Consider the following 12,570-nt stretch of genomic DNA (forward strand, 5'->3'; position numbering starts at 1 on the left):
GTTCAGGCCGAAAGGGGGGTCTGGGGGCGGAGCCCCCAGGGATGGGACGGGTAGGGGCGGCGGGGGCGAGACAGGTCCGCGCCGCCCCGAACCCGCTACGCCAGCCCCGGCCCCCGCACCGGAATGCTCGTGAACGTAGGCGCCGGTGCCGGGTCCTTGAAGAAGTCGTTGCCCTTGTCGTCGACCACGATGAACGCCGGGAAGTCCTCGACCTCGATCTTCCACACCGCCTCCATCCCCAGCTCCTCGTACTCGACGACCTCGACCTTCTTGATGCAGTCCTGGGCGAGGCGCGCGGCCGGGCCGCCGATCGAGCCCAGATAAAAGCCGCCGTGCGCGTCACACGCGTTCGTGACCTGCGCCGACCGATTCCCCTTCGCCAGCATCACCTTGGACCCACCAGCCGCCTGGAACTGCTCGACGTAGGAGTCCATGCGGCCGGCCGTGGTCGGGCCGAAGGAGCCGGACGCGTAGCCCTCGGGCGTCTTCGCGGGGCCCGCGTAGTACACCGGGTGGTCCTTCAGGTACTGCGGCATCTCCTCACCCGCGTCAAGACGCTCCTTGATCTTGGCGTGCGCGATGTCACGGGCCACGACCAGCGGCCCCGACAGCGACAGCCGCGTCTTCACCGGGTACTTGGTCAGCTCGGCGAGGATGTCGTCCATCGGCTGGTTCAGGTCGATGCGGACGACGTCGGCGGACTCGTCGAGGTGCTCGTCGGTCGTCTCCGGCAGGAAGCGCGCCGGGTCCGTCTCCAACTGCTCCAGGAAGACACCCTCGGCGGTGATCTTCGCGACGGCCTGACGGTCGGCCGAGCAGGACACGGCGATGGCGACGGGGCAGGACGCGCCGTGGCGGGGGAGGCGCACCACCCGTACGTCATGGCAGAAGTACTTGCCGCCGAACTGCGCCCCGATACCGATCTTCTGCGTCAGCTCGAAGACCTTCTCCTCCAGCTCCTTGTCCCGGAACCCGTGCCCGAGCGGCGAACCCTCGGCCGGAATCTCGTCGAGGTAGTGCGCGGAGGCGTACTTCGCGGTCTTCAGCGCGTACTCGGCACTCGTGCCACCCACCACGATCGCCAGGTGGTACGGCGGACAGGCCGCCGTGCCCAGCGACCGGATCTTCTCCTCCAGGAACTTCATCATGGAGCCCTCGTTGAGGACCGCCTTCGTCTCCTGGTAGAGGAAGGACTTGTTGGCCGAGCCGCCGCCCTTCGCCATGAAAAGGAACTTGTAGGCGCCGCCGTCCGTGGCGTACAGCTCGATCTGGGCCGGCAGGTTGGACCCGGTGTTCTTCTCCTCCCACATGGTGAGCGGAGCCATCTGCGAGTAGCGCAGGTTGAGGTTCAGGTAGGCGTCGTAGATGCCCTTCGACAGCGCCGCCTCGTCACCACCGGACGTCAGCACGTTCTGCCCGCGTTTGCCCATGACGATCGCCGTACCGGTGTCCTGGCACATGGGCAGCACACCGGCCGCCGCGATGTTGGCGTTCTTCAGCAGGTCCAGCGCCACGAACTTGTCGTTGTTCGACGCCTCGGGGTCGTCGATGATCCGCCGCAGCTGTGCCAGGTGGGCAGGCCGCAGATAGTGCTGGATGTCGTGGATGGCCTCGGCGGCGAGCTTGCGCAGCGCCTCCGGCTCGACCTTGAGGAACGTGCGCCCGTCGGCCTCGAAGGTGGAGACACCCTCGGAGGTCACCAGCCGGTACGGGGTGGTGTCCTCTCCCATGGGGAGCAGATCGGTGTACGCGAACTCAGGCATCTCGCCCATTCCTCACTCGACGAAGACAGCGGCCTGCCTTCATTGGCGGGCGCCCACCAGCGTATGACTTGCCGGAAGCGCGGAGCTTGTTAGGTAGGACTCAGTTGAGAGGGGACCGGCTCGGACGAGGCGGCGAGTTCTGCTCGTCCACACCCCTAGTCGCGATCTATCGCGTTTGGGTACGCTGCTTTCGTGGACCTTCAGAAGCACACCGAACCGCGCGCCCCCGAAGTCGGGGCCTCGGAACTCCGCGCCTCGGACGCCGACCGTGACCGCGTCGCCGACCTCCTGCGCGAGGCGCTGGCCGAGGGCCGCCTCACGCCCGACGAGCACGCCGAGCGCGTCGAGGGCGTGCTCAGCGCCAAGACGGTCGGCGAACTGGAGGTCTTCGTCCGGGACCTGCCCGCCGGCCACCAGTCCTACCGCCCCCACGCGACCCGGGGATACACCCCCGCGCCCAACCGCCCCACCCCGGGCGCGATCCCGATGGACCCCGACGAGAACGTGGTGGCGGTCTTCAGCAGCGCCGTCCGCAAGGGCCGCTGGCGCGCGGGCCGCCGTATGCACGCGTACGCGGTCTTCGGCAGCGTCGAGATCGACCTCAGTGAGGCGATATTCGAGTACCAGCAGGTCGTGATCAAGGCGATCTCGGTCTTCGGCAACGTCGAGATCCGCGTCCCGGAGAACATCTCGTTGCGCGGCACCGGCGGCGGTGTGCTGGGCAACTTCGAGGTGAGCACGCTGGATTCGGGCGAACCCGACGCACCCGTGGTCTATGTGGACGGACTGGCCATACTCGGCAATGTCGAGGCGAAACCCAAGCGGGGCAGGATGATCGAGGACATCCTCGACCGCGTCTCCCGCAAGGTCGACCGGAGTTTGCGCAAACACCTGGACCGTTGACGGTTGTGAATTCGGTCGCACCCGAAGAGATCCTGAAGCGATTCGGTCAGGTCACGACGCCTCGACAATGCCCTGGAACCTCAGCGGTTGGGAACTCAGTGCATAGGCGCGCGCACAGCGGGTAGGGCTTGCTGCATCGTCTCTTGGAGGGTGCCGTGGGCTTCACGCGGAACCCGGTACGCCCGGCACGCGCGCGCCTTGCGATCGCACGCCCCGGACGCCCCGGACCCGTCGCCCCGGTCCACGTGGGCCCCACGTCTCCCTCCAGCTCGCGAAGCCGTCGTCAGGAGTAGACCGTGCTGCAACCGCCGCATTCGTCCCTGCAGGTCGCTGCCGTTCCGCCCCAGCGGGTGCCAGTGCGAGAGAGGGACCAGGACGCCCCGTGGCACACCGAGGCGGTGTGCCGGCGCGACGAGGCCGGTCTCTTCTTCGCCCCCTCCAAGGAACCGACCGCGGCCAGGCTCTCCCGGGAGGAGGCGGCCAAGCGGGTCTGCGGAGGCTGTCCCGTCATGGTCGAGTGCCGCGAACACGCCCTGCTGCAACCCGAGCCGTACGGAGTCTGGGGCGGCCTCACCGCCGCCGAACGCCGAGTGGTCCTCGCCAGGCGCCGCCGCCGCGAAATGGAACTCAAGAAGACCGCCCGCGGCACGATAGCGGCAGCGGGCTGACCCAGCTGGTCACGGTAGAGGGCGCCCCTCCGCACAGGGGACGCCCTCTACTTCCGCGTGTTCGGTACGAGAATCAGGCGTTAGCCGGGCTGCTTTTAGGGGCGCGGGGAACTGCGCGACCAGCCCCCACAGCCCCGCAGCGACCCACAACCTGAAGTCCCCAAACCAGACCGAACCGAACCGACGGACCTACTTGGCCCGGTCGAAGTCGATCGCGCTGTAAGCCCTCAGCTTGCTGAGCCGATGCTCGGACGAAATCTGCCGAACCGTCCCCGACTTCGACCGCATCACGATCGACTCCGTCGTAGCCGTCTCCGACCGATAACGAACCCCGCGCAACAACTCCCCATCGGTGATTCCGGTAGCGACGAAGAACACGTTCTCCCCGGACACCAGGTCGTCGGTCAACAGCACACGATCGAGATCGTGCCCCGCATCCACCGCCCGCTGCCGCTCATCCTCGTCCTTCGGCCACAACTTGCCCTGGATGGTGCCCCCGAGGCACTTCACGGCACAGGCCGAGATGATGCCCTCGGGCGTGCCACCGATACCGAGCAGCAGATCGACGCCGGTGCCCTCGCGCAGCGCGAGGATCGACCCGGCGACATCGCCGTCGGAGATCAGCTTCATCCGCGCGCCGGTCTCCCGGATCTCCTTGATGATGCCCTCGTGGCGAGGCCGGTCGAGGATGACGACGGTGACGTCCTCCGGCGTGACCCGCTTGGCCTTGGCGACCCGGCGGATGTTCACGGAGACGGGCGCGTTGATGTCGACGAAGTCGGCGGCGTCCGGCCCGGTGACCAGCTTGTCCATGTAGAAGACGGCGGACGGGTCGAACATCGAGCCGCGGTCGGCGGCCGCGAGAACCGCGATGGCGTTCGTCATGCCCTTGGCGGTGAGGGTCGTACCGTCGATCGGGTCGACGGCGATGTCGCACTCGGGCCCGGTGCCGTCGCCGACGCGCTCCCCGTTGAAGAGCATGGGCGCCTCGTCCTTCTCACCCTCACCGATGACGACGACGCCGTTCATCGAGACGGTCGAGACGAGGGTCCGCATGGCGCGGACGGCGGCACCATCGGCACCGTTCTTGTCACCGCGGCCGACCCAGCGGCCCGCCGCCATCGCGGCGGCCTCGGTCACCCGGACGAGTTCCAGGGCCAGGTTGCGGTCGGGAGCTTCGGAGGGCACTTCGAGTTCGGACGGCAGATGATGATGCTCGGTCATCGAGACGCACCTTTCTGATACGACGACGGCCGGATGAGGGTGTTGGCCCCGACTCTATCGTTAGGCAGACAAAATGAGCAGGGGGCCCCACGGATGAGCGGGCAGGTGCACCTGCGACGATAGGGGCGTGGCAGGCTCGAACAGCGCGACCGGCAGGACCGGCAAGCAGAAGACGGCCCGGGACATGATCTTGTCCCTGGGCCTCATCAGTCTCGCGGCGGGAGTGATCTACCTCTTCATCCCGCACGACGACTCCGCTCCCGACCTCAAAAGGGTCGACTACCGCGTCGAGTTGCTGACCGCTCGCCGCGCCGCGAGCTATCCGGTGGCCGCGCCCCAGGGCCTGTCGGCCGACTGGAAGGCGACCTCGGTGCGCTTCTCGGGCGAGAACTTCGACGCGTGGCATCTCGGCTTCCATGACTCCGAGGGTGAATACGTGGCGGTGGAGCAGTCCGCTCAGAAGCCGTCCGTCTTCATCGACGAGAAGACCCAGAGCGCCCAGGAGACGAAGGTCACCCAGCGCATAGGGGACGCGACGTGGACGCGCTACGAGGGCGACAAGTACGACGCGCTGGTGCTGCGCGAGAAGGGCTCCACGACGGTGGTGACGGGCACGGCGCCGTTCGACCGCCTGACGAAGATGGCCCAGGCCCTGAAGACGACGTAAGCGAACGCGGGCGAGGCGGGCCGGCCGCCGGAGAGGTCACTCACCCCCGGAGCCGGACCGGCCCTCCTGACCCTCCGCGCCCTCGGCGTCGGGCTGCTCGTGTTCCTCGGCCAAGGCCGCGTTGAGCCGCTTGCGCGCACCCTCCAGCCACTGCCGGCACACCTTGGCCAGCTCCTCGCCGCGCTCCCAGAGGGCGAGGGACTCCTCCAGGGTCGTACCGCCGGTCTCCAGCCGCCGTACGACGTCGATCAGTTCGTCCCGCGCCTGCTCGTAGCCGAGCGCCTCACTCACGTTGCTGCTGGTCATGCGCCCACCCTAAACATCGACACCATCGACAACATCGGCTCGGACAGTGAACTCGCCCTCGGCGACCCGCGCCCGCAGCACCTCACCGGCCGCGACGTCACCCGGATCCCGGACCACGTGCCCGTCGGCCTGTTGCAGCACCGCGTACCCGCGCCGCAGGGTCGCGGCGGGGGAGAGGCCCACCACGCGCGCGTGGGTGTGGGACACCTCGGAGTCGGCACGGTCGAGAAGGTGGCCGAGAGTCCGCCGTGACCGTTCGACGAGGGCGGCGACATGGTCGGCCCGCTCGTCGATCATCCGATGCGGATCCTCTACGACGGGCCGCGCGAGGGCGTGCGCGAGCCCGCGCTCCTCCCGGTCCACGAAGGCGTGCACGGACCGCCGGGCCCGGTCGAGCAGCAGCCGCACGCGCTCGTACTCCTCGCCCACGTCCGGTACGACCTTCTTGGCGGCGTCGGTGGGGGTGGAGGCCCGCAGGTCCGCGACGTAGTCGAGCAGCGGATGGTCGGGTTCGTGGCCGATGGCGGAGACGACGGGCGTACGACAGGCGGCGACCGCCCGGACGAGCTGCTCGTCGGAGAAGGGCAGCAGATCCTCGACGCTCCCCCCACCCCGCGCCACGACGATCACATCGACGTCATCCAGGTCGTCCAGCTCCTTCACGGCCTGGACGACCTGCGAAACGGCGTGCACACCTTGCACAGCGACGTTACGCACCTCGAACCTGACAGCGGGCCACCGACGACGGGCGTTCTCGAGAACGTCCCGCTCGGCGGCGGAGGCCCGCCCGCACACGAGCCCGATGAGCTGGGGCAGAAAGGGCAGCGCCTTCTTCCGCTCGGCGGCGAACAGCCCCTCGTTGCCGAGAGCCTTCTTCAACTGCTCCAGCCGGGCGAGCAGTTCCCCGATCCCGACTGGCCGTATCTCGGTGGCCCGCAGCGACAACTGCCCCCGGGGCGCGTACCACTCGGGCTTCGCGAGCAGGACGACCCGAGCCCCTTCACTGACCACATCGGCGACGGCATCGAAGACCTGCCGATAGCAGGTGACGGCGACGGAGATGTCGTGAGAGGGATCACGCAACGTCAGAAACACGACACCGGCACCCGGCCGCCGCGACAACTGGGTGATCTGCCCCTCGACCCACACGGCACCGAGCCGATCGATCCACCCCCCGATGAGCCGCGACACCTCCCCGACAGGCAGCGGAGCATCAGCGGACGTATTGAGACCCATACGTCGAGACTATCGGCGCCCACTGACAACACCGGGCACCCTCCAGCCCGTCCGGCGTTTGAGGACGAGGCCGTTCAGGCCGAAAGGGGGGTCTGGGGGCGCAGCCCACAGGGACGGGACGGGTAGGGGCGGTGGGGGCGAAAACCCCACAATCGCCACCCCGCCGACCGCGCACGTACGATGGTGAACATGACCGCTTCGCCTGGCCGCCGTGTCCTGCTCGCCGCCCCCCGAGGCTACTGCGCGGGCGTGGACCGCGCCGTGATCGCCGTCGAGAAGGCCCTCGAACAGTACGGGGCCCCCATCTACGTCCGGCACGAGATCGTGCACAACAAGTACGTCGTACAGACCCTCGAAAAGAAGGGCGCGATCTTCGTCGAGCGGACCGCGGAGGTCCCCGAGGGATCGATCGTCATGTTCTCCGCGCACGGCGTCGCCCCCGTCGTCCACGACGAGGCCGCCGCAGGCAAGCTCGCGACCATCGACGCGACCTGCCCCCTCGTCACCAAGGTCCACAAGGAAGCCGTCCGCTTCGCCAAGGAGGACTACGACATCCTCCTCATCGGTCACGAGGGCCACGAGGAGGTCATCGGCACCTCCGGCGAGGCCCCCGACCACATCACCCTCGTGGACGGCCCCAAGGACGTCTCGAAGGTCGAGGTCCGCGACCCGTCGAGGGTCGTCTGGCTGTCCCAGACCACCCTCTCCGTGGACGAGACGATGGAGACCGTCGACGCCCTCAAGGAGAAGTTCCCGCAGCTGATCTCCCCGCCCAGCGACGACATCTGCTACGCCACACAGAACCGTCAGCTCGCCGTGAAGCAGATGGGCGAGGAGGCGGAGCTGGTGATCGTCGTCGGCTCCAAGAACTCCTCGAACTCGGTCCGCCTGGTCGAGGTAGCGAAGCTCGCCGGCTCCCGCGAGGCGTACCTCGTGGACTATGCCGACGAGATCGACGAGGCCTGGTTGGACGGTGTGTCGACGGTCGGCGTCACCTCGGGCGCGTCGGTCCCCGAGATCCTGGTGGAGCAGGTCCTGGAGTACCTGTCGCAGCGCGGCTTCGAGGACGTGGAGCTGGTCAAGGCGGCGGAGGAGTCCATCACCTTCTCGCTCCCGAAGGAACTCCGCCGCGACCTCCGCGCGGAGGCGGCGGAACTGGTGGGCCGGCGCACGGGATCAGCCCCAGCCACCCCGACCGGCACCACCACTACACCCCCCTCGGGCGAGTGACTGTCAGTCGTACGCCGTAACGTAGAGCCATGCACATCTTTGGCGTGGACATCGGCGGGTCAGGGATCAAGGGCGCCCCTGTGGACCTGGACAGGGGCGACCTTGCGGAGGAGCGCTTCAAGGTGCTGACCCCGCACCCGGCCACGCCCGACGCGGTGGCGGACGGCGTGAAGGAGGTCGTCGGCCACTTCGGCTGGACGGGCCCGGTCGGGATCACCTTCCCGGGCGTCGTCACGGGCGGCTCGACGATCCGTACGGCGGCGAACGTCGACAAGAACTGGATCGACACGGACGCGCGCGCGTTGCTGAGCGACCGCCTGGGCGGCCTCCCGGTGACGGTGCTGAACGACGCGGACGCGGCGGGCGTCGCCGAGATGCAGTTCGGCGCGGGCCGCGACCGCAGAGGCACCGTCATCCTCCTCACCTTCGGTACGGGCATCGGCAGCGCCCTCTTCTGCGAGGGCGTCCTGGTCCCGAACACGGAACTGGGCCACCTGGAACTGCACGGCCACGACGCGGAGACCCGCGCGTCGACGAAGGCCAAGGACGACAACGAACTGACGTGGGAGCACTGGGCCCACCGCGTGCAGAAGTATCTGGCGCACGTGGAGATGTTGTTCTCCCCGGATCTGTTCATCATCGGCGGCGGAGTCAGCCGCAAGTCCGCCAAGTTCCTGCCGCTGATCGAGGGCATCAAGGCGGAGATCGTCCCGGCGGAGCTCCAGAACAACGCGGGGATCGTGGGCGCGGCGATGCGGGCGGCCAAGGAGGCGTAAGAGGCGTAAGGGGGGCGGTCGGGAGCCGCCAAAGGCCTCGCGGTCCTGCTGGCCGGGAGCGACCAAGGGGCCTACGCGGTCCTGCCGGCTCGCCCCCGCCCCGGCCGCCGGTTCATCAGGCGCACCTTCCGCACGGTCACGATGACGCCCGTGACGAGCGTCCCCCCGTACAGCCACCCGGCCTGGGTGGCGAGTGCGGTGACGATGCCCATCAGGCGGCCGAAGACCCCGTCGCCGTCGGCCACGGGCAGCAGGCCCACGGTGAAGGCGATGGGTACGACGACGGGCGCGGTCACCAGGTCCGCGCCCCGCACCCAGGCCGCGGTCAGCACGCACACCGGCAGGAACAGCACGCCGTACGCCGTCAGGGACGCCCCGAACAGCAGCTGGTCGAGAGAGCCGAGCGCGAACATCAGCGCGGCACAGAACAGCCCGCCGCCGAGTCCGGTGAGCCGGGGGTTCGGCATCCGACGCAGGGCCTGCACGACCGGGGGAGCGGGTCGCCGTGCGGGGGCCGTGGGGCGCCGGGATCCGGCCGCCGCTTTCCCGGTGCCTCCCCGGGCGCCGTGTACGGGCCGGGCCGGGCCGGAGTGCGGGGGACGGTGTCGGATCCTGTGTTGCTCCACTGGACCAACCTAGGTCGGCCTGTGCGGGGACCGGCCCTTCAGACACGCCGAAGAAACGCCCGTAGACTGAGGGATCGTCTCCACCCTCCTCACCCTCCTCTCGTACGGGAAGTCGCAACGTGTCGCTCACGATCGGAATCGTCGGTCTGCCGAATGTCGGCAAGTCGACCATGTTCAACGCCCTGACCAAGAACGACGTGCTGGCGGCCAACTACCCGTTCGCCACGATCGAGCCGAACGTCGGCGTGGTCGGCGTCCCGGACGCGCGTCTCGCGAAGTTGGCCGAGATCTTCGGTTCGCAGAAGATCCTCCCCGCGACCGTCGACTTCGTCGACATCGCGGGCATCGTGAAGGGCGCCTCGGAGGGTGAGGGCCTGGGCAACAAGTTCCTCGCGAACATCCGCGAGTCCGACGCGATCTGCCAGGTCATCCGCGCCTTCCAGGACGAGAACGTCGTCCATGTCGACGGCAAGGTCTCGCCGAAGGACGACATCGAGACGATCAACACCGAGCTGATCCTCGCGGACCTCCAGACGATCGAGAAGGTCCTGCCGCGCCTCCAGCGCGAGTCGCGTATCAAGAAGGACATCGGACCGAAGGTCGCCGCGGTCGAGGCGGCGAAGGAGATCCTGGAGAAGGGCGACACCCTGTTCTCCGCGGGCATCGTCCAGGGCTCCGGCAACGAGGAACTCCTCCACGACCTGCACCTGCTCACCACCAAGCCGTTCCTCTACGTCTTCAACGTCGACGAGGACGAACTGGTCGACGAGGTCTTCAAGAACGAGCAGCGCGCTCTCGTCGCCCCCGCCGAGGCGATCTTCCTCAACGCGAAGCTGGAGGCGGACCTCGCCGAGCTCGACGAGGAGGAAGCGATGGAGCTCCTGGAGTCGGTCGGCGTCGAGGAACCCGGCATGGCGACCCTCGCCCGCGTCGGCTTCGACACCCTGGGCCTGCAGACCTACCTGACGGCCGGCCCCAAGGAATCCCGCGCCTGGACGATCAAGAAGGGCGCGACGGCCCCCGAGGCCGCGGGAGTCATCCACACGGACTTCCAGAAGGGCTTCATCAAGGCGGAGGTCATCTCCTTCGGGGACCTGGTGGAAACGGGTTCGGTCGCCGAGGCCCGCGCCAAGGGCAAGGCCCGTATGGAGGGCAAGGAGTATGTGATGCAGGACGGGGACGTTGTGGAGTTCCGCTTCAATGTGTGACCAAAGCATTACTGAACGTTAATGCGATGGGTTCGACGTGTGGATTCGGGCCGAGTTCTCTTCGTGGACTCGGCCCCTCCGTCGTTCCCGTGCGGGCTCGACGCCGTCGAGCCTTGACTGGGGCTCCCCGGCAACACCTGGGAGTACTACCGCGAGCTACAGCGCCGGGGCACCACCTACCGCCCCGACCAGGACGTCTCCGACTGGGTCCGTTTCAACCTCACCGCGTACCACCAGCAGGCGCAGACCGTGCGCAGTCGCCTGGACCGTTCGAGTCGGGTGTGGCTTCTGCTCGGTGAGTTCGCGGAGGTCCGGGGGCTGGAGGAGAGGGTGGTTTCCGCTCTGCATGACGTGGCGACGTCCGGGCGGGTGCGTCGGACACGCTACGAACGGGCGGAGGGGCTGGGCCTGCGGCGGGCCCAACGCGACCTGCGGGACCTGGCAGCGGCAGGCGTCCTGACACCGGTGGGCCGTACCCGTGCCCGCTTCTGCACCGCCGGCCCCGCCTTTCCGGCTCGGACGCCGCTGCCGCTGGCCGATTCGTACACACGCTGAGGGGGTCTCGCGGCTGTGTCCGCCGACATGCCGGAACCACCCGGAACTCGCGACTGCGCAGGTTGCGGCAGAGGCAAGCCTCGTGCCCTGTCACATCGTGTTCCGTGTTCAGTGTCCGGGCGTATTGCCCACTCAGCCATACGGTTCGCCTTGACGACCCTGGAGCATCCCCGTCCGGACGGCGACGACCGCACCGACTCCTGTAGTCGCTGAACCATCTGCCGCAGCAACGTGGCACAGCCGGGAGCGGCCCGGTGCTATTCGGCGAGGCTGCCGTCCGCTTTCACCGCGAACCAGGTGCCGCCGACGCCCTGGCCGTTGGTGTCGCCCGGGGTCTGGTCACCGGTGAACCAGTAGAGCGGCCAGCAGTCGAGGGCGAGTTGCTCGGTGCCGTCGGAGCGCTTGTAGGTGGAGAGGAGCTTGGAGTCGATGCCCTCGACGGCGCCTGCGTCGACCGGCTTGGCGGGCTTCCACTTCTCCAGGCAGGCGTCGACGCAGTTGGACTTCATCGGCCAGTCGGTGTCCTTGGTGAAGCGGTACAGGGTGCGGCCCTCGCCGTCGCGGACGATCTCGCCGAGGTCGGCGTTGTCGACGGTGGAGAGCGGCGGGAGTTCTTCGGTCTGCCCGGCATCGGCACCGTAGCCCGAGCCGGTAGCCGTGTCGGCCTTGGCCTTGGTGCCGTCGGGGGCTGCCGCGAACCAGGTGCCGCCCACGCCCTGGCCGTTGGTCTGGCGCGGCTGTGTGTCCTTGGTGAAGCGGTACAGCGGCCAGCCGGCGAGGGTGAGCTGTTCGGTACCGTCGGCGCGGGCCACCTTGCCGAGCAGCGAGGCGTCCATGCCGTCCGCAGCCGAGGCGCCGTCGGCCAGGACGGGCGGCCAGGTCGTGGCGCACTCCCCGGCACAGTTGGACCGCGAGGGCTGGGCGGTGTCCTTGTCGAAGCGGTAGAGCGTGAAACCCGCGCTGTCGGTGACGACCGGCCCCAGCTCGGCGCTCTCCCAGATGCTGAGCTTGCCCGCCGCCGCCGGCGCCACGTTCGCCACGTCTCCCACACCGGTGCCGGTGCCGGTGCCGGTGCCGGCACCCGCGCCCGCCGGTGTGGCCGCCACCCCGCTCGGGGCCACGCTCACCGCGGCGCCCGCGGGCGCCGCCTCGTCCTGCGACCCCCCGCAGGCTGACGTCAGCATGATCGCCGCCGCCGTGACCGCGATCGAAATGCTCTGCCACTTTCGCATGACTTTTCCTCTTCCGTTTCCGAATTGGGGCGCGTTTCGCCGCGCCCACGTTTTCGATGAATGGGTGTGAACGAGGTGACTCAATGAGCGGGGCACCGCCCCGGCGGCCGTGGAGGAGGACCAGACAACCGCCGGGACGGAGTTCTTCGCGGACCGGCGGTTATCCGGTCACGGAA

General features: G+C 68.6%; 13 protein-coding genes. 7 read left to right on the forward strand and 6 right to left on the reverse strand.

The genetic code is table 11. From position 1 onward, the window contains the following. Positions 1 to 95: 95 nt before the first annotated feature. Positions 96 to 1,763 (reverse strand): fumarate hydratase, encoded by a 1,668-nt coding sequence (locus tag ACWCRB_RS29240; RefSeq protein ID WP_450998890.1) that lies wholly within the window; start codon positions 1,761 to 1,763, stop codon positions 96 to 98. Between the two features lie 192 nt (positions 1,764 to 1,955). Between ACWCRB_RS29240 and ACWCRB_RS29245 the strand changes: the two genes are divergently transcribed. Both ACWCRB_RS29245 and ACWCRB_RS29250 read left to right on the forward strand, forming a co-directional pair. Further along, positions 1,956 to 2,666, forward strand: coding sequence for a DUF1707 SHOCT-like domain-containing protein (locus ACWCRB_RS29245; protein ID WP_450998891.1), 711 nt, complete (start codon positions 1,956 to 1,958; stop codon positions 2,664 to 2,666). 296 nt (positions 2,667 to 2,962) lie between these two features. Next, a complete protein-coding gene (locus ACWCRB_RS29250) occupies positions 2,963 to 3,334 on the forward strand; it encodes a WhiB family transcriptional regulator (RefSeq protein ID WP_235475122.1) in 372 nt (123 codons plus the stop codon). 189 nt (positions 3,335 to 3,523) lie between these two features. Here ACWCRB_RS29250 and glpX read toward each other — a convergent pair whose 3' ends face one another. Next, positions 3,524 to 4,558, reverse strand: coding sequence for a class II fructose-bisphosphatase (gene glpX, locus ACWCRB_RS29255; protein ID WP_369037902.1), 1,035 nt, complete (start codon positions 4,556 to 4,558; stop codon positions 3,524 to 3,526). 127 nt (positions 4,559 to 4,685) lie between these two features. On the opposite strand from glpX, the gene ACWCRB_RS29260 reads away from it, so the two are divergent. Beyond that, positions 4,686 to 5,225, forward strand: a complete 540-nt coding sequence (locus ACWCRB_RS29260) for a DUF4245 domain-containing protein (protein ID WP_369037903.1) — start codon at positions 4,686 to 4,688, stop codon at positions 5,223 to 5,225. A 36-nt stretch (positions 5,226 to 5,261) separates the two neighbouring features. On the opposite strand, the gene ACWCRB_RS29265 is transcribed toward ACWCRB_RS29260, so the two are convergent. Together ACWCRB_RS29265 and xseA are read right to left on the reverse strand one after the other, a co-directional pair. Then, positions 5,262 to 5,531 (reverse strand): exodeoxyribonuclease VII small subunit, encoded by a 270-nt coding sequence (locus tag ACWCRB_RS29265; RefSeq protein ID WP_450998892.1) that lies wholly within the window; start codon positions 5,529 to 5,531, stop codon positions 5,262 to 5,264. A 9-nt stretch (positions 5,532 to 5,540) separates the two neighbouring features. Next, positions 5,541 to 6,767 (reverse strand): exodeoxyribonuclease VII large subunit, encoded by a 1,227-nt coding sequence (gene xseA / locus ACWCRB_RS29270; RefSeq protein WP_450998893.1) that lies wholly within the window; start codon positions 6,765 to 6,767, stop codon positions 5,541 to 5,543. 180 nt (positions 6,768 to 6,947) lie between these two features. Between xseA and ACWCRB_RS29275 the strand changes: the two genes are divergently transcribed. Next, entirely contained in the window at positions 6,948 to 7,997 is a 1,050-nt protein-coding gene (locus ACWCRB_RS29275) for a 4-hydroxy-3-methylbut-2-enyl diphosphate reductase (protein ID WP_450998894.1), read from the forward strand. A gap of 29 nt (positions 7,998 to 8,026) precedes the next feature. After that, positions 8,027 to 8,773 carry a polyphosphate--glucose phosphotransferase gene (gene ppgK, locus ACWCRB_RS29280; RefSeq protein ID WP_369036652.1) on the forward strand — a complete coding sequence of 249 codons (747 nt, stop codon included), beginning with the start codon at positions 8,027 to 8,029 and terminating at the stop codon, positions 8,771 to 8,773. A gap of 71 nt (positions 8,774 to 8,844) precedes the next feature. Here the strand turns inward: ppgK and ACWCRB_RS29285 are convergent, their stop codons facing one another. Continuing rightward, positions 8,845 to 9,240 (reverse strand): DUF6542 domain-containing protein, encoded by a 396-nt coding sequence (locus ACWCRB_RS29285; protein ID WP_450998895.1) that lies wholly within the window; start codon positions 9,238 to 9,240, stop codon positions 8,845 to 8,847. A 278-nt stretch (positions 9,241 to 9,518) separates the two neighbouring features. Between ACWCRB_RS29285 and ychF the strand changes: the two genes are divergently transcribed. Together ychF and ACWCRB_RS29295 are read left to right on the forward strand one after the other, a co-directional pair. Continuing rightward, positions 9,519 to 10,607, forward strand: coding sequence for a redox-regulated ATPase YchF (ychF, locus tag ACWCRB_RS29290; RefSeq protein WP_450998896.1), 1,089 nt, complete (start codon positions 9,519 to 9,521; stop codon positions 10,605 to 10,607). 249 nt (positions 10,608 to 10,856) lie between these two features. After that, on the forward strand, positions 10,857 to 11,162 hold the full coding sequence (locus tag ACWCRB_RS29295) for a hypothetical protein (protein ID WP_450998897.1): 306 nt from the start codon (positions 10,857 to 10,859) through the stop codon (positions 11,160 to 11,162). A gap of 257 nt (positions 11,163 to 11,419) precedes the next feature. Here the strand turns inward: ACWCRB_RS29295 and ACWCRB_RS29300 are convergent, their stop codons facing one another. Continuing rightward, positions 11,420 to 12,394, reverse strand: coding sequence for an SCO0930 family lipoprotein (locus ACWCRB_RS29300; RefSeq protein WP_450998898.1), 975 nt, complete (start codon positions 12,392 to 12,394; stop codon positions 11,420 to 11,422). Between the last annotated feature and the right edge of the window lie 176 nt (positions 12,395 to 12,570).

Source organism: Streptomyces sp. NPDC002156, from assembly GCF_053593675.1.

What these genes read in the sequence shown, in the direction of transcription:
- ACWCRB_RS29240 (WP_450998890.1), bottom strand. Translation starts at nt 1,763, where the DNA reads ATGCCTGAGTTCGCGTACACCGATCTGCTCCCCATGGGAGAGGACACC.
- glpX (WP_369037902.1), bottom strand. Translation starts at nt 4,558, where the DNA reads ATGACCGAGCATCATCATCTGCCGTCCGAACTCGAAGTGCCCTCCGAA.
- ACWCRB_RS29265 (WP_450998892.1), bottom strand. Translation starts at nt 5,531, where the DNA reads ATGACCAGCAGCAACGTGAGTGAGGCGCTCGGCTACGAGCAGGCGCGG.
- xseA (WP_450998893.1), bottom strand. Translation starts at nt 6,767, where the DNA reads ATGGGTCTCAATACGTCCGCTGATGCTCCGCTGCCTGTCGGGGAGGTG.
- ACWCRB_RS29275 (WP_450998894.1), top strand. Translation starts at nt 6,948, where the DNA reads ATGGTGAACATGACCGCTTCGCCTGGCCGCCGTGTCCTGCTCGCCGCC.
- ppgK (WP_369036652.1), top strand. Translation starts at nt 8,027, where the DNA reads ATGCACATCTTTGGCGTGGACATCGGCGGGTCAGGGATCAAGGGCGCC.
- ACWCRB_RS29285 (WP_450998895.1), bottom strand. Translation starts at nt 9,240, where the DNA reads ATGCCGAACCCCCGGCTCACCGGACTCGGCGGCGGGCTGTTCTGTGCC.
- ACWCRB_RS29300 (WP_450998898.1), bottom strand. Translation starts at nt 12,394, where the DNA reads ATGCGAAAGTGGCAGAGCATTTCGATCGCGGTCACGGCGGCGGCGATC.